14 protein-coding genes are annotated in these 15,935 nt (G+C 71.9%); 5 read left to right on the top strand and 9 right to left on the bottom strand.

What is annotated here, in order from left to right; genetic code table 11:
- Positions 1-3 precede the first annotated feature (3 nt).
- On the bottom strand, positions 4-963 hold the full coding sequence (locus ABZ860_RS03205; protein WP_357214280.1) for an ABC transporter permease: 960 nt from the start codon (positions 961-963) through the stop codon (positions 4-6).
- A 10-nt stretch (positions 964-973) separates the two neighbouring features.
- Entirely contained in the window at positions 974-2,626 is a 1,653-nt protein-coding gene (locus ABZ860_RS03200) for an ABC transporter substrate-binding protein (protein WP_357214277.1), read from the bottom strand.
- A 190-nt stretch (positions 2,627-2,816) separates the two neighbouring features.
- Here ABZ860_RS03200 and ABZ860_RS03195 point away from each other — a divergent pair, with 190 nt between their 5' ends.
- Positions 2,817-3,869, top strand: a complete 1,053-nt coding sequence (locus tag ABZ860_RS03195; RefSeq protein WP_357214275.1) for a hypothetical protein — start codon at positions 2,817-2,819, stop codon at positions 3,867-3,869.
- Positions 3,870-3,900: 31 nt separating this feature from the next.
- Here ABZ860_RS03195 and ABZ860_RS03190 read toward each other — a convergent pair whose 3' ends face one another.
- The 7 genes from ABZ860_RS03190 to ABZ860_RS03160 all read right to left on the bottom strand — a co-directional run bounded on the left by ABZ860_RS03190 (position 3,901) and on the right by ABZ860_RS03160 (position 12,182).
- Positions 3,901-4,749 carry a M48 family metalloprotease gene (locus ABZ860_RS03190; RefSeq protein WP_357214272.1) on the bottom strand — a complete coding sequence of 283 codons (849 nt, stop codon included), beginning with the start codon at positions 4,747-4,749 and terminating at the stop codon, positions 3,901-3,903.
- A gap of 174 nt (positions 4,750-4,923) precedes the next feature.
- On the bottom strand, positions 4,924-6,492 hold the full coding sequence (locus tag ABZ860_RS03185) for an NADH-quinone oxidoreductase subunit N (RefSeq protein WP_357214270.1): 1,569 nt from the start codon (positions 6,490-6,492) through the stop codon (positions 4,924-4,926).
- On the bottom strand, positions 6,489-8,414 hold the full coding sequence (locus ABZ860_RS03180; RefSeq protein ID WP_357214267.1) for an NADH-quinone oxidoreductase subunit M: 1,926 nt from the start codon (positions 8,412-8,414) through the stop codon (positions 6,489-6,491). The genes ABZ860_RS03185 and ABZ860_RS03180 overlap by 4 nt, the downstream gene beginning before the upstream one ends.
- A gap of 49 nt (positions 8,415-8,463) precedes the next feature.
- Complete coding sequence (locus tag ABZ860_RS03175) at positions 8,464-10,395, bottom strand: NADH-quinone oxidoreductase subunit L (RefSeq protein ID WP_357214264.1); 1,932 nt, start codon at positions 10,393-10,395, stop codon at positions 8,464-8,466.
- A complete protein-coding gene (gene nuoK / locus ABZ860_RS03170) occupies positions 10,392-10,745 on the bottom strand; it encodes an NADH-quinone oxidoreductase subunit NuoK (RefSeq protein ID WP_357214736.1) in 354 nt (117 codons plus the stop codon). Before nuoK ends, ABZ860_RS03175 begins: the two co-directional genes overlap by 4 nt.
- A gap of 52 nt (positions 10,746-10,797) precedes the next feature.
- The gene (locus ABZ860_RS03165; protein ID WP_357214261.1) at positions 10,798-11,337 is read right to left on the bottom strand and encodes an NADH-quinone oxidoreductase subunit J; all 540 of its coding nucleotides are present in this window, start codon (positions 11,335-11,337) and stop codon (positions 10,798-10,800) included.
- The gene (locus ABZ860_RS03160; protein WP_357214259.1) at positions 11,334-12,182 is read right to left on the bottom strand and encodes a 4Fe-4S binding protein; all 849 of its coding nucleotides are present in this window, start codon (positions 12,180-12,182) and stop codon (positions 11,334-11,336) included. Before ABZ860_RS03160 ends, ABZ860_RS03165 begins: the two co-directional genes overlap by 4 nt.
- A gap of 392 nt (positions 12,183-12,574) precedes the next feature.
- On the opposite strand from ABZ860_RS03160, the gene ABZ860_RS03155 reads away from it, so the two are divergent.
- The 4 genes from ABZ860_RS03155 (at position 12,575) to ABZ860_RS03140 (ending at position 15,929) form a co-directional block, all read left to right on the top strand.
- Entirely contained in the window at positions 12,575-13,228 is a 654-nt protein-coding gene (locus ABZ860_RS03155) for a helix-hairpin-helix domain-containing protein (RefSeq protein WP_357214257.1), read from the top strand.
- Positions 13,229-13,328: 100 nt separating this feature from the next.
- Complete coding sequence (locus tag ABZ860_RS03150) at positions 13,329-13,589, top strand: hypothetical protein (RefSeq protein ID WP_357214255.1); 261 nt, start codon at positions 13,329-13,331, stop codon at positions 13,587-13,589.
- A gap of 25 nt (positions 13,590-13,614) precedes the next feature.
- Positions 13,615-15,597 (top strand): hypothetical protein, encoded by a 1,983-nt coding sequence (locus ABZ860_RS03145; RefSeq protein ID WP_357214253.1) that lies wholly within the window; start codon positions 13,615-13,617, stop codon positions 15,595-15,597.
- Positions 15,594-15,929 (top strand): hypothetical protein, encoded by a 336-nt coding sequence (locus ABZ860_RS03140; RefSeq protein WP_357214251.1) that lies wholly within the window; start codon positions 15,594-15,596, stop codon positions 15,927-15,929. The genes ABZ860_RS03145 and ABZ860_RS03140 overlap by 4 nt, the downstream gene beginning before the upstream one ends.
- Positions 15,930-15,935: the final 6 nt, after the last annotated feature.

The following is a 15,935-nucleotide window of genomic DNA, read 5'->3' as shown; positions in this document are numbered from 1 at the left end:
GTTTCATCGCCGCACCGCCCTGGCCCGCACGCGCGGGTCGATCACGAGGTATGACAGGTCCACGGCGAGCGCGGTCACCGACACGACCAGCGCGACGACGAGCGTCAGCGCCTGCACCACGGGGATGTCCTTGAACAGCACCGACTCCTCCATGAGCGAGCCGAGCCCGGGCAGCGCGAAGGTGACCTCGATCAGCACGGTCCCGCCGAACAGGTAGGCCACCATCAGGCCGAGGCTGGTCACGACGGGGATCGCCGCGTTGCGCAGCACGAGGCGCAGCACCCGTCGCTCGGCCAGGCCGCGTCCCCGTGCGAACGTCACGTAGTCCTGGTCCAGCTCCCGGATGACCGCCGCCCTGGTCAGCTTCACGACGAAGGCGCCGAGGCCGCACGCGAGCGCCACCGCCGGGAGGACGAGATGCCACAGGGCGTCCGGGAACCCTTCGCCGGTGCCGTAGACGGGGAACCAGCCCAGCCCCAGGGCGAAGACGTACAGCAGGATCAGGCCCACCGCGAAGCCGGGCGCGCTGACGCCGACGACCGAGGCGGCCACGATCATCCGGTCGAGTGGCCGGCCCCGCCGTACGGCGGTGGCGATCCCGGCCGGGACGCCGGCCAGGACCGACAGCAGGAACGCTAGCCCGGCCGTGGCCGCCGTGACGCCGGTCCGGTCGAGCAGCAGGGGCCCGACCTGCCCTCCGGTGCGGATGGACGTGCCGAAGTCGCCGGTCACCGCGTGGGACAGCCACCACCAGTACTGCGCCAGGAACGGCTCGTCCAGGTGGTGCAGCTCGCGGATCCTGGCCAGGGCCTCCGGCGTGACGTTGCGGGTGCCCAGCAGGTTGCGGGCGACGTCGCCGGGGGCGAGGTACAGCAGCGCGAAGACCAGCAGCGACAGCGCGAGCAGCAGCGCGAGCGTGGCCACGGCCCGGCGCAGCGCGAAGGCGAGAACGGCGCGGTTCACTGGGCCGCCTTCATCGAGCGGCGTAGACCTGGCCCGGCCAGTCGGCCAGCAGGGTGTAGGAGGTGTAGTCCCTGACGCCGATCGCGCTGCCGAACGCGGTCGCCGCCTGGCCCCACCACAGCGGCAGGTACGCGAGGTCGGCGGCCTGCGCGGTCTGGGCCTCGATCAGCAGATCTGCCCTCTTCGCCGGGTCGGTCTCGGCGGTGGCCTTCGCCATCGTGGCGGTGATCGTGTCGTCGGCGTACTTGGCGGGGTTGCCCTCGCCCAGGAACCAGCTCGCGAGCTCGCCGGGGTCGCCGGTGGTGTTGAAGTACCACATGTAGCTCAGCGGCGGGAACCCGTTCAGCTCCGCCAGCCACTGCTCGATCGGCAGTTCCTTCACCTCGAGCGTGATGCCGATCTTCTTGAGGTCGGCGGCGAACGCCTGCGCGGCCGTCCCCAGGTGCGGGCCGGTGTTCGGGTAGGACAGGCTCGCGCTGAACCCGTTCGGCACCTTCGACTGCGCCAGCTCCTGCTTCGCCTTCTCCAGGTCGTAGGCGTACTGGGGGACGGCGGCGAGCCGTCGCGTCGCCTCCTGCGGCGTCCACAGCCCGCCGAACTGCTCCGGTGTGGACAGCGCGGTGGCGACCTGGCCCCGCCCGCGCAGGATCCTGTCGACGACCGCCTGGCGGTTCACCGCGTGGGCGACCGCCCTGCGCACGTGCACGTCGTCGAACGGCGCGGCCTTCGTGTTGAAGGTCAGCCCGGCGTAGGAGCGGTCGGGCGCGTAGACCACCCGGGTGCCGGCGGCGCCCTCCCACTGGCGCGACTGGGCCAGCGGCACGTTGAGCGCCATGTCGGCCTTGCCGGCCTTCCACGCCAGCAGGCGGGTGTTCTCGTCGGGCACGAACTCGAAGCGGATCTTCGCGATCTTCGGCCGGGTGCCGTGCCAGGTGTCCACCCGGGAGAACTCGACGTAGGAGTCGGGGACGAACCCCGTGACCTTGTACGGCCCGGTCCCGACGGGGAGCGACTGCGGGGTGCCGAACCCGCTCTTCGCGCTCTCCCACGCGGTCTTCGGGGCGATCCACAGGGCGTCGGCGTTCGACGGGAGCCAGGCGAACGCCACGTCGGCGGCCTTGGCGGTCAGCGTGATCTCGGCGTCGCCGGTCTTCTCGGCCTTCTTCAGGTTGGCCCAGTAGGCGGCCGTGGCGGGCGAGACCTTCGCGTCCCTGGCCATCTCGATCGAGTGCAGCACGTCGTCGGCGGTCACCGGGGTGCCGTCGTGGAACCGGGCGTCCGGGCGGAGCCGGTAGACGTAGGTGGTCGGCGACGTGCGCTCGAAACTCGACGCCAGAGCGGGGACGATCTTGCCCGTGGTGTCGACGCCGACGAGGCCCTCCATGCAGATCCCGGCGACGTAGTAGTTGAGGATGCCGGACTCCTGCCCGGGATACAGGTTCGACAGCGATCCGGGCAGCGACACCCGGAGCACGTCGATCTCCTTGCCGGTGTCGGTGCCGGCGGCGGCGTCTGCGCTCGACGCCTTCGAGCCGGCCGGTGACGACGGCGCCGCGCCGCAGGCCTCCAGCAGCGCCGCCGCCGACAGCAGGGTCACGCCGGTGACCGCCGTCCTGAGGAATCCCCGGCGGCTGTGGACGCCACGCTCGTCCGTTTCTGCCATGCCACGCCTTCCCTGTGACCTGGCATGTCTACCAAGTCGCCCCAAATGGATAGAAGCAGTAAACACCACAGAAGGCCGGATCTTCCATCCCTTTCCCCACCGAATGTGTAGAGATCTTGGCGTGGCCCATTCGTGACAGAACCTTCCGCCGTCGCACCGCATCTATCCAGGCGAGACGAAAGGAAGCCCGATGAGAAAACCCGCGATCCTCGCCCTCTCGGCGGCGGCCACCATGGCGCTGACCGCCCTCGCCGGCGCCGCGCAGGCGCAGGCGCAGGCGGGAGCCGCCTCCACCAAGGCCTCCACCCCGGCCTCCGCCACGGCCTCCTCCTCCGCGTCCACCGTCCGGTACGCCTGGCTGAAGTCCTGCAGCAAGAAGGACGACGCCTTCCCCTGCGGCTTGTGGCATCTCGCGCTCGGCAACGGCCGCGACAGCGTGCTCAAGGACGCGCAGGTGTTCCCGCGCACGGCCAAGGGCAAGATCGACAAGGGGTCGTACGCGCCCCTGTCGGTCAGCGGCGACGGCCGGCGGGTGTCGTACTGGCGGAAGAAGGACGGCCTGCTCGTCGTCCGCGACGTGACCACGAACAAGGTCCGCGTGCTCCCCCGCGCGGTGTCGAAGCTGCCCAAGGGCATCGGCATGGGAGACCTCGGCACGTCGCTGTCGCGGGACGGCGGCCTGCTGACGATGGACTACTACGACGACGAGAAGCTGCCGTCCCTCGTCGTGAACGTCCGCACGGGGAGGGTACGCACGATCCCGGCCGAGGCGGCGGTGGTCGGCTTCAGCCCCGACGGGAAGCACGTGCTCGTCTCCCAAGGGACCGCCGAGAACACCACCCGGTTCAGCGTGTACGACCAGGACGGACGGCGGACGAACACGCAGATCGTGCCGCAGGTCGTGGCCAACAACAGCCCGATGGCGCTCGCCGACGACGGCTCCTCCGTGGCGGTGCTCATCAGCACCACGTCCGGGAAGCAGCGGCTGCGGGTGTACGACCTCTCCGACGACACCGTGGGCGAGGCCGTGGAGGTGCGCGTGCCGAAGAACGAGTCGGCCAAGCGCCTGGAGTGGACCCCTGACGGCGGCCTCAGGCTCTGGGAGACCCTGGACTCGGCGAAGACCGGAGAGACGTACCGCGTCGTCGTGCGCGGCCTCGACAGTGGCACCGGCGCCACCACCACGCTGGACTCCTTCCGGGTGAAGTCCAGCCTGTGGACCTGGTGGCTGCCCGGCGAATGATCCCGGCTATCGCCCCGATGTGGGCGCGATTTCACCGCCGGTAGCCGGCCATCCGCTCCAGACGGGCGATCCGCGCCGCGACCGGCGGGTGGGTGGCGAACAGCCTGCCGATCCGGGTGCCCCGGAACGGATTGACGATCATCATGTGGCCGGCGGAGGCGAGCCTGCCGTTCTCCGGGAGCGGCAGCCTGCGGACCTCCATCTCGATCTTGCGCAGCGCCGAGGCGAGGGCCAGCGGGTCGCCGGTCAGCCGTACGCCCGCGTCGTCGGCCGCGAACTCCCGCGAGCGCGCGATCGCCATCTGGATCATCGTGGCCGCGACCGGGCCGAGGATCATCACGAGGACCGCGCCGAGGAATCCCGGCCCCTCGTCGTCGTCGGAGCCGAAGAACAGGCCAACGTACCCGAAATACGTGATCATCGTCGCGAGCGCGCCCGCGACCGAGGAGATCAGGATGTCCCGGTTGTGGATGTGCGACAGCTCGTGGCCGAGCACGCCCTTGAGCTCGCGCTCGTCCAGCAGCCCGAGGAGGCCGTGCGTGACGCACACCACCCCGTCACGCGGGTTGCGCCCGGTCGCGAACGCATTGGGCTGCATCGTCGGCGACACGTACAGGCGGGGCATCGGCGCCCGGGCCTCGGTGCACAGCTCGCGGACGACGCGGTAGAGGGCCGGCTGTTCCACCTCGGCCACGGGCCGGGCCCGCATGGCCGACAGCGCGATCCTGTCGGCGCAGAAGTAGGCGACGCCGCTGACCGCGAGAGCGGCCACGACCGCGATCCGGGCACCCGTGCCGCCCCCCAGCCAGGCCCCGGCGACCAGGAGCGACGCGGACAGCGCCCCCAGCAGGACCGCGGTGCGCAGGCGGTTGTGGTGCACGCCTCCTCCTCCCGGTTCGGTGTGTCCAGTTCGGTGGGTCCGGTTCGGTGAGTCCGGTTCGGTGTGTCCAGCTCGGTGAGTCCGGTTCGGTGTGTCCAGCTCGGTGGGGTCCAGTTCGGTGCGTCCAGCCCTACCAACGCGCATGGCCTGGACGAACGTTCCCCGTGACGCGCCTCATCCCGCGACGGACAGCACCACCTGCGGGGCGACGGAGAAGACGACGGTGACGGCGACCGTGACGGCGACGGCGACCCCCGCCGCCGCCCTCGTCGAGACCGTACGGCTCTCGCCCGCCGCGGGCGGCGCGAACAACCGGGCGGTCCAGGCGATGTAGTAGTACAGCCCGGCCACCGTGTTGGCCGCCATGACCAAGGCCAGCCAGCCGAGCCCGCCGTCCACGACGGCCCGGAAGACGACGATCTTCGCGAACAGGCCGGCGAGCCCTGGCGGCAGCCCGGCCAGGCAGACGAGGGCGAAGGCGAGGGACAGCCCGGCCGCCGGGCTCCGCAGCGCCAGCCCCCGGTACGCCTCCAGGTCCTGGCCGTCCGGCAGCCGCGCCACCAGCAGGACCACCGAGAAGGCGATCAGGTTCATCGCGGCGTAGAAGACGAGATAGGCGACCGACGCGCCGACGGCCGCGCGGGGCGCGACGGCGTAGACCGCCAGCGGCGCGAGGATGTAGCCCGACTGCGCCACCGACGACCAGGCCAGCAGCCGGACGGCCGCGCGCTGCCGCATCGCGAGGACGTTGCCCGCCGTCATCGTCAGGGCGGCGACGACCGCCACTCCGGGGGCCCACAGCGCCGCCCTCGCCGGCAGCGCGTACGTCAGCAGCAGGATCAGCCCGGCGAAGCCCGACGCCTTGGACACCACCGACAGCAGCGCCGCGACCGGAACCGGGGCGCCCCGGTAGACGTCTCCGGCCCAGAAGTGGAACGGCACCGCGGCGATCTTGAACGCGAAGCCCGCCGCCACCAGCACGATCGCCACCGCCGCGACCCGGGCCATGTCCCCCGTCATGCTCCCTGTCATGCCCCCGGCCATGTCCCCGGTCGTCCGCAGGGCCGCGTCGATCCGGTCGAGATGGACCGAGCCGGTCACTCCGTAGAGCAGCGAGACGCCGAACAGCGTGATCGCGGTGGAGACCACCGAGACCAGGAAGAGCTTGAGGGCCGCCTCGGCGGCACGGCCGTCGTGGCGCCTGAGCGCGGTCAGCGCGAAGACCGGCAGCGACACCAGCTCCAGCGACACGACCAGCATGATGAGATCACGGGAGGCCGGCAGCAGGACCGCCCCGGCCAGCGTGGCCAGCAGCAGGAAATACCACTCCCCCGCCGGAATCCGGCCGCGCTCCCCGGGCCCGGCGCCGCGTCCTGCCGCGATCTCGGTCATCGACAGCAACACGACGACCACCCCGGCGGCCAGCACCACCGCCGCGATGACCAGGGAGAAGCGGTCCGCGACGAACGAGCACGACGCCGGGGCGGCCGGGCCCGCGGGTTCGCCGCCGAGCGAGGCGGGGACGCAGAACGTGCGCCGGGTCTCGCCGCCCGCGGCCTGGGCGGCCACCACGGCCAGGGCGGCGACCAGCCCGCCGAGTGTGACGAGACCGAGCACCCGCGCCCCGCCGGGGCGGGCGGGCAGGAACGCGTCGAGCAGCAGCACGAGCCCGGCGACCAGCGCGAGGACCAGCGGCGCCGCCACGGCGGCGTAGTCGATGGACTGGATCACTCCGCCCGTCATGGCGCCACCCCCGATCCGAGGAGCGACTGGACGGCGGGCGTGGTGACGGCGAGCAGGGCCTTCGGCCACAGGCCGAACAGCACGATCAGCGCCACCAGCGGGAGCCAGGCCGCAAGCTCGTGGGCCGTGACGTCCCGGAAGGGCCGCCGCCCCTGGCCCACCTCCGCGGCGTCGCCGGCGCCCACCCCGACGGCCGCCCTGGCGGCGCCCGTCTCACCGGCCTGTGCGCCCATCGCGGCGCTCGCGTGGGCGGCCTCCTGCGCCGCGCCCACCCGGTCCGGCGTCTCCTGATCCGGCGTCTCCTGATCCGACGTCTCCTGATCCGGCGTCTCCTGATCCGGCGTCTCCTGATCCGGCGTCTCCTGATTCGGCGTCTCCTGATCCGGCGTCTCCTGATTCAGGGCGGCCACGGCGGCTCCGGCCGCGACGGGCTCGACCGGTTCCGCGCCCTCCCCCGCCTCGCTCAGCAGCACCTCGCGTACGCCTTCCGCGGTGGCGAGCGGCGGTCCAGGCGGCTCATAAAGCTCATAGGGCTCGTAGGGCTGCGGCGGCCCGAGAGGCCCGGCGGGCGAGACGGTCTCGACCGCCCGGCCGTGCGTCACCCGCGAGAGCATGACCAGGAAGTAGGCCGCGGTGAGCACCGTGCCGAGCCCGCCGGCGGCCATGAACACGAGGAACAGCGGCCGGGAGAGCCCGGCGGCCGGACGGAACGCGCCGAGCAGCGCGAGCATCTCCCCCCAGAACCCGGCGAGGCCGGGCAGGCCCAGCGAGGCGACGCAGGCGAAGGTCAGCAGCGACCCGACGTACGGCAGGCGGCGCAGCATCCCGCCGCCCAGCCGGACCATGTCGGCCGTGCCGTACCGCTCCTTGACGGCTCCGGCGAGGAAGAACAGCAGGCCGGTGATCAGCCCGTGGGCGATGTTGGCGAACAGGGCGCCGTTCAGGCCCACCGGCGTGAGCGAGGCGAACCCGAGCAGCACGAAGCCCATGTGGCCGACGGACGAGTAGGCGATCATCCGCTTGAGATCGCGCTGGGCGAGGCAGGCGAGCGATCCGTACGCGATGCCGGCCACGGCGAACGCGCCGAGCCAGGGGGCCAGGGCCGCCGCGCCCGCGGGGAGCACCGGGATCGCGATCCTGGCCAAACCGTAGGAGCCCATCTTGAGCAGCACGCCCGCGAGCAGGACCGAGCCGACGGTCGGCGCCTCGGTGTGCGCGTCGGGCAGCCAAGTGTGCAGCGGCCACATGGGCGTCTTCACCGCCAGGCCGAGGCCGATGGCGAGGAACGCGAGGATCTGGGCCGACCGGGCCATGCCCGAGCCGTGGCGCCCGGCCAACGCGACCATGTCGAGCGTGCCGGCCTGGGTCCGGACGACGAGCAGGCCGATGAGCAGGACGGCCGAGCCGAGCAGCGTGTAGAGGATGAACTTCACGGCCGCCGCCCGCCTGCCCGCGCCGCCCCACAGGGCGATCACGAAGTACATCGGGACCAGCACGACCTCGAAGAACACGAAGAACAGCAGCAGGTCGAGGGCGAGGAACGTGCCGATCATGCCGACTTCGAGCACGAGCAGCGTGACGACCAGCGCGCCGGGTCTGCCGCCCCCGGGCGGGTGCCCGGCGAGGTGGACGAAGCACAGGAACGTCAGCAGCGCGGTCAGCACGACGAGCGGCAGCGAGACGCCGTCCACGCCCAGGTGGAACCGCAGGCCGAGGCCGGGGATCCACGGCCGGTCGGTCTGCAGTTGCATGTGGGCGGGGCGCGCGTAGTCGAAGGCCGCGGCGAGCGCGACCGCGAGGACCAGCACCCCGGCCGAGACGGCGAGCCCCCAGGCCACCGCCCTGTCCCGTACGGCCGGGACGGCGGCGACGACGGCCCCCAACAGCGGGACGGCCACGAGCGCGATCGGCAGCCAGCTCACGTCGTCACCGCCGCGGGAAGCCGCGCGCCGCCGTTGCGAGCCCGCCGCGTCATGTCAGCACCACCGCCGCGACCGCGATCAGCACGATCCCGGCCAGCAGGCCGGTGACGTAGAGCTGCGCGTTGCCGTTCTGGGCCAGCCGCACCAGGCCGGAAAGGCCGAGCGTCGCCCGGCCGGACCCGCGGACCGCGCCGTCCACCACCCGCGCGTCCGTGCGGACCACCCCCCTGGCCAGGCGCAGGACGGGCCGGGCGACCAGCGCCGCGTACGCGGCGTCGACGTGGAAGGCCCGCTCGCACGGCGCCCGGAACGGGCCGAGCAGCCGGGCGGGGTCCTGCTGGGGCGCGGCCCGCCACAGGGCGTACACGATCCCGGCGCCGAGCAGCGCGACGGCGAGGCTGACGGCCGCCGGCCCCCACTCGACCTCCAGGCCGGCCGCCGGTCCGGCGAGGCCGAGCAGCAGGGCGGGCACGGCCAGCACGCCCGCCGGCCACAGCATCGACGAGGGCGCCTCCCGGCCGTCGAAGACGTGGGCGACACCAGGCGGCGGCTCCGCGAGCGGCTCGATCCGGGCGGGGCCGAAGAACGTGCGCAGCCAGGCCCGGGCGGCGTACGCCCCGGTCACCCCCACGGTCAGCAGCGCCGACGCGTACACGAACGGCTGGGCCGGTCCGGTCCCGTGCTCGATGGCCGAGATCACCGCGTCCTTGCTGAAGAAGCCGCTCGCGGGCGGCAGCCCGGCGAGCGCGGCGAAACCGATGGTCATCGTCCAGAACGTCACGGGAAGCGCCGTGCGCAGCCCGCCCATGTGGCTGATCAGGTTCGACCCGACGTGGTGGATCACCAGGCCCGCGCAGAGGAACAGCAGGGCCTTGAACGCGCCGTGCGACAGCAGATGGAACATCGCCGCCCGGTCGGACCCGGCGGCGAGTGCCGCGGCCATGTAGGCGAGCTGGCTGATCGTCGAGTAGGCCAGCACGCGCTTGAGGTCGTCCTGTGCGAGCGCGGCGAGCGCGGCGCCCAGCATGCCGACGGCCGCGACCACGCCCAGCACGTCGAGCGTGGGCGGCGCCGCGAGGAAGGCGGGATAGAGCCGGGCGACGACGAAGATCCCGGCCGCCACCATCGTGGCCGCGTGGATGAGCGCGCTGATCGGGGTGGGGCCGGCCATGGCGTCGGGCAGCCAGGTCTGCAGCGGCACCTGCGCGCTCTTGCCCGCGACCCCGGCGAGCAGCAGCAGCGTCGCGGCGACCAGCGTTCCCTGGGGAATGTCTGCGTGCAGCACGTCGTCGATCCGGAAGCCGCCCGCCGCCGTGCCGAGGATGAAGATCCCGAACAGGAAGCCGACGTCGCCGAGCCGGGTGACCAGGAACGCCTTGACCGCCGCCCGGGAGTTGGCCCGGTCCTCCCACCAGTGCCCGATGAGCAGGTAGGAGCACAGGCCCATGATCTCCCAGCCGGCGTAGAGGACGATCAGGTCCCCCGCGTAGACCACCAGCAGCATCGCGCTGGTGAACAGGCTGACGAACGCGCTGTAGGACGGGTAGCGGGGTTCGTCCCGCATGTACCCGACCGAGTAGACCTGCACCGCCAGCGCGACCACGACGACCAGGATGCCCGCGAGCACTGACAATCCGTCGGCCCGCAGAGTCAGGGAGATCGGCACCGACCCCGTCTCGACCACCGTGAGCGTGCCCTCGGCCCGCCCGGGGAGCAGCTCCGACCAGAACCGCCCTTCCGATGCACCCGTTCCCCGCGCGAGGGCGGCGGCGAGCCACACCGTGAGCGCCGCCGACGCCGCGCCCGGGGCGATCGCGAACCACGCCGCCCGCCGGTACGCCGTCCGCTCCCTGCGAACGCCCGAGTCCCGGGTGCCCGAATCCCGGGTTCCTGAATCTCGGATGCCCAGACGGGTCGCGAGCAGCCCGGCCACTGCGGCGGCGAACGGCAGCAGGACGATCAGAGCCACCACGGCGATCACGAGGCGTCCTCCCCGTCCGGGCGCCCCGAGTCGGGGGTGCGTACGACCTCGGCGAGCGCCCGCAGCCGGTCGACGTCGACGGTCCTGCGCGTGCGGAAGACGGCCAGCACGATCGCCAGCCCCAGGCCCACCTCGGCCGCGGCGATCACGATGACGAACAGCGTCAGCACCTGGCCGCCGTGCAGGCGGTCCCCGAGCCAGACGTCGAAGGCCACCAGGTTGAGGTTGACCGCGTTGAGCATCAGCTCGACCGACATCAGCACGAGGATCGCGTTGCGCCGGGCCAGCACGCCGTACACACCGATGGAGAACAGCAGGGCGGAGACCACCACCGGGTAGACGACGTGCACCTCGCTCACCGCCTCCGGGCCGTCGGCCTGGCCGACAAGGTCGATAACCGGGTCATTCCCGCCCCCTGATGTCCGTACGGGACAGGACGATCGCACCGATCAGCGCGGCGAGCAGGAGCACCGACAGCGCCTCGAACGGCAGCACCCAGGTGCGGAAGACGCTCGCCCCCAGAGGCTCGGCCGCCCCCTGCCCGGGACGGAGCGGCGCGTACGCCGTGCGGAAGCCGGTGACGACCACGGTGACGAGCACGGCGGCGGTCGCGACGGCGACCAGCGCGGCGGCCCACCGGTTGCCGGAGTCGAGGCCGGCCGAGGGCCCGATGGGCGCGCGGGTCAGCATGATCCCGAACAGCAGCAGCACCACGACCGCGCCCACGTAGATCAGCACCTGCACCCAGGCGACGAACTCGGCGGTCAGCACCAGGTAGCCGCCCGCGAGCGCGCCGAAGCAGACGACCAGCCACAGCGCCGCGTGGACGAGTTGCCTGGTCGTGACGACCAGCAGGGCCGAGCCGACGGCGACGGCGCCGAGCAGCAGGAAGACGACCTCAGGCCCCGAGGGCGGCCACAACCCCGGCGCCTGGGAGGTCATCGCTCCCCCTCGGGCCCGTCCTTCTTCTGCGGCGGCGACCCGGCGTTCTTGGGCAGCGAGCCCGGCGGCCGGATGGAGCGGATGTCGCGCATGGCTCTCGGCGGCTCACGACGCGGGCGGCTCTCCGGCCCCCTCGCCGGTTCCGCCGCCGATCCCGCCGGTCCCGCCGGTCCCGCCGGTCCCCGCGCCGCCTCCCGCCCGGTCTCCTGTCCGGTGTCCTGTCCTGGGTCCTGCGCGGTTCGCTGCGCCGGCTCCCGCTGGGCGTCCCGCACGGCCTCCTGTGCAGCCTCCTGTGCGGTCTCCTGTGCCACGGACGCGCCCTCGGCCGGTCCCTTCACCGGCGCGGGCGGCGCCGTACGCCGGGCCGGCGCCGGGCGGGAGCCTGCCGACAGCTCCTTCGGCGACTCGGCGCCGACCTCGTGAGCCGGTGGCGGCGGCACGGTCGCCGCCCACTCGCCCAGCCTGTCCTTCTCGTGCAGAAGGTCGCGGATGTCGTACTCGGCGTATTCGAACTCGGGCGACCAGAACAGCGCGTCGAAGGGGCACACCTCGACGCAGATGCCGCAGTACATGCACAGCGAGAAGTCGATCGCGAAGCGGTCGAGCACGTTGCGGGCGCGCGGACGGCCGCCCTCGGGCGCCGGCAGGGTCTCCTTGTGGGAGTCGATGTAGATGCACCAGTCGGGACACTCACGGGCGCAGAGCATGCAGACGGTGCAGTTCTCCTCCACCAGGGCGATCACGCCCCGGCTGCGGGCGGGCAGGTCGGGATGGACCTCCGGGTACTGCTGCGTCTCGGACTTCCGCAGCATGTGCCGCATGGTCACGGCCAGGCCCTTGGCCAACCCTTCTCCTGGAATGCGCGCCACAGGCTCATCATCGCGCACTATCGGCGGCGAGTGAACGTGTGACTCCATCCCGGGTCTTTTCCACATCGTCCACAACGTCATCCCCAGGGTTGTCCACAGGGTGTGGGGAGAACGGGAAGCGCGAAGACCGACAAATCCGTATCGTCTCGGTCATGAACGGCTATGGCGGACCGGGAGGGCGCCCCTCCGGACCACAGGGACCGCGGGAACCGCACGGGCAACAGGGACCGTACGGACAGCAAGGGCCGTACGGACAGCCGTGGCAACCGAGCCCCTACGGCGCTCATCCGTCGCCGCCGGTACCGCCGCCGAGCCCTTACGGCGCGGGCGCCCATCCGGCGCCGCCCGCACCGCCGTCGCCGCCACCCGTGAAGCGGCCTTCGAGCGTCCCCGGGTTCCTGTGGGCGTTCGCCCCGCTGTACACCTGCGGCTTCGGCACCCCCTTCACCATGCTGTACGCCGCCGTCCGCAGGCGCAGCGCGTGGTACGGCGTGGCCGCCGCCGGATACGCCGCGGCCACCGGCGGGTGGATCTACCTGTCCGAGTTGTACGAGGACACACAGGCCCCGCCGCTGGCGTCCTTCCTGATGATCGCCTGCATGCTGGCCCCCTGGCTCTTCGCGACCGTGCACTCCCTCGCGGTCAGGAAGCAGGTCTTCGGCGACGTCCCGTCGTACGAGACCGGGAACGAGCAGGCGATCGCGCTCGCACAGCACCGCCGCGCCCTGCGGCGGCAGGCCAGGGAACTGGCGGAGCACGATCCGGTCATGGCCCGCGAGCTGCGGATCGGGCGGCCCGACCTGCCCCGCCAGTACGACGACGGTGGCCTGATCGACGTCAACCACGCCCCCGCTTCGGTGATCGCGAACCTGCCCGGCCTGACGCCCGCGCTCGCCGAGCAGATCGTGCGCGTACGCGACCAGGTCGGCGGCTTCGTCTCGGCCGAGGACGTCTCGGCCGCCGCCTCCCTGCCCCCGCACCTCACCTCCGATCTCGCCGAATACGGCATTTTCCTCCCGTAGCCAATCGATAATCCCGATTGTCGTCGCACATATCCCTGGCTGGGCCATCGGCGTTTCCTTAGGCTTTGGGGTGCGTCAGCCGTGACAGCGGGAGGGGCCAGTGACGTCATCCGAGATCGCCGAATGCAGGGCGGACATGGCCGCGGCCGCCACCTCCGTACGCGAGGTCCTCCAGGCGCTCGCCGCCGTCCCCGCGATGTTCGGGGACCACACCTGGCAGGGCCCGGCGGCCGACCGCTGGGCCGCCGGCTGGAATGCCCGCAGAACCCAGCTCACCAGGCTGTTCGACGCCGTACTCGCCGAGCAGCCGCGTCTGATCGCCAGGGTGGAGGAGGCGGAGCGCCGGAAAGCCGCCTCGTAGAGACCGCCGCAACGGAAGGAATGCCGTGGGCGAATTCGTCGGAGTCGACCCCGCGAATCTCAAGGAGCTGACCAAAAGGCTCGAACAGCTCCACGATCTGCTGGCCCGGCACAGTCCGCTGATACAGCAGAAAATGCAGAAATGGGGGAGCGAAGTCGGGACCACGTCGTTGCCCGGCCTGATCGCCGCCGCGCTCGACGACGTCCGCGACATGGACGCCCGCACGACCAGGGCGTACGAGCTGGCGCGGCAGCAGGGCTGGAACGCGCTGACCCGCGCGCCCGGCGCCCTCGGGCTCACCGTCGACCGCCCCCCGAACGTACGGCTGGACTGGGAGGCGACCGGGCAGAGCGGTTACCAGGGCAAGCGCGACGCCGAGGCGCTGGCCGCCGCCCTCGCGGACCAGAATCCTGAGGACACGCGCATCGCCCTGCCGGGGCTGTCGGAACGCCTGCAGCGGCACCTCGCCGACAAGGACTACCAGGCGGCCTTCTGGGCGGGCGCGGGGCCGCTCGCGCTCCGGGCGGCCCGTGCGCTCTACGAACGAGCCGGAACCGCTCTGTTCAGCGCCGAGAGCGCGAGCGTACTGCGGGCGCTCGGAGCGTCCCTGGCCGCCGCCAGCCAGATGCGCGTCGGCACGGGCAAGGATCGCCGGCCCCTCCTGCCCGCCGAGACCCGCGCCGTCCTCACCGGAAGCTCCGACCCCTGGTCGGTCGGGATGCTCGTGAAGTACGGCCCCGACGGCAGGTCGTGGGACTCCCACCTGCTCGCCGACCTGACCCGCGCCATGCTCGACGCCCGCGCCGCCGGCAAGACGATCTGGCCGCCTGCCCGGGGCAAGCTGGAGACCGACGCCGACGCCTCACGTCAGCAGCGGCTCATGGCGGAGTACGACGCCGTGGGGGCCGTCCTCCGGCGGGCCGCCGAGAACGGCCTGGCCGCCCGGCACGTTCTGGGCGATCCGGCCACCGGACCCAAGTACGCCCGCATGATCGTCAGCGACTCCTGGCACACCCCCGGCTACGACCCCGGGCCCTTCCTCAACTCGTACGTGCACCCGGGCGGCACGCTTCCACCCACCGGCATGGTCGACCTTTCCGCTCCCACCGCGGCCTTCCTCAAGGCCGCAGTCTCGGCCGAGCGCGGTACCTCCGTGGACGCCAAGGAGTCCGCCTGGTCCGTCGTCCACATCGTCCAAGCCACCGCCGAATTCTCCAAGCTGCACCCCGAGAAAACCCTCCCCACGGCGATCCGCCAGTCGTTGATCTACACCGCGCACCGCTATATCGCCGACTTCGCTCAGGGGGCGAGCCGGGAGTACGGGTCGGGCGCGACTCCTCTCGGCGATGTCGGAGGCAATCCCTGGGTGGCGATCGTCAACCGGTCCGAACTGGAGAAGTTTCTCGACCAGGCGTTACGTGATCCCCGGGAACTGGGCGCGTTCAAGGGGCTGGCGGACGCCCGGATAGCGGCCGCGGTGACGGCGACTGTGAAGGCTCCGGGAGATGAGAACTTCTTGCGTGAGATGGCCGGCCTCTATGGGCTCGTACAGCGCGTCGAGAACGGCCGGCGGTTCGCGGCGGCGCAGAAGCAAGATGAAGAGGCGACCCGCAACCAGGTGGCCCTTTCCGTACTTTCAGGAGGCTTCGGAGCGCTGAGCTTCTCCAATTCGTGGGGTCCCGGCACCATCGCCCAGTTCCTCACAGGGGTGACAGCACCGGTCGTGAACGATGCCCTTGACACCGGGCACGCCTCGCAAACCCTGCAGAAGAACAACGACGCCTTTCGCAATGCCGTCTTCGGCGTGGAACTCCCCGTCGTAAAAGGTCTGGTGGATGCGCGCGTCCTGCAACCACCGGCGGACGCGACGTGGTTCAAAGACGGGAAGGTCGTGCCCAATCGCAACCTGACCGCCTGGCTGAGCGCGCACGGAGAGACAGTTATCGGTGGGAGACGGCTCGACGACTGGGTGGAGGAAGCGAGGAGCGCCATGGGGGACCAGCAATGACGAGCCGCGCGGTTGTCCTGGTGAGCATCGCGGCGATGTTGCTGCTTGCGGGGTGCGAGCGTGGCGAGCAGCGCCCCGTTCCATCTCCCGACGACGTTCAGCGCCGCGGGGAGGCGCTCGTCGCTGTCGTGCAGTGCTTCATAGACAGTGGCGTCATCCCCAGAAGCGAGCTTTCCGCCAGGAGTTGGCTGGTCAACGGCCGGATCCAACCCGATGCCGCCTTCACGACCTGGGTCGCGAGCCATGCGGACACGGTCTACCAGGGGAAGACCCTGTCCACATGGGAGGACGAGGCGACGGCGGGGTGGCCGGGGTGGAAGTGCCCGTTCTGATCGCGC

It is taken from the genome of Microbispora sp. NPDC046973 (assembly GCF_040644495.1).
In the GTDB taxonomy this organism is placed as follows: Bacteria; Actinomycetota; Actinomycetes; order Streptosporangiales; family Streptosporangiaceae; genus Microbispora.
Note: the sequence above shows the minus strand (reverse complement) of the source record. Positions and strands in the feature narration are given on the sequence as shown.

Bases quoted from the DNA above. Each gene is read 5' to 3' on its own strand.
- ABZ860_RS03200 (WP_357214277.1), bottom strand. From the start codon at position 2,626: ATGGCAGAAACGGACGAGCGTGGCGTCCACAGCCGCCGGGGATTCCTC.
- ABZ860_RS03195 (WP_357214275.1), top strand. From the start codon at position 2,817: ATGAGAAAACCCGCGATCCTCGCCCTCTCGGCGGCGGCCACCATGGCG.
- ABZ860_RS03185 (WP_357214270.1), bottom strand. From the start codon at position 6,492: ATGACGGGCGGAGTGATCCAGTCCATCGACTACGCCGCCGTGGCGGCG.
- ABZ860_RS03165 (WP_357214261.1), bottom strand. From the start codon at position 11,337: ATGACCTCCCAGGCGCCGGGGTTGTGGCCGCCCTCGGGGCCTGAGGTC.
- ABZ860_RS03140 (WP_357214251.1), top strand. From the start codon at position 15,594: ATGACGAGCCGCGCGGTTGTCCTGGTGAGCATCGCGGCGATGTTGCTG.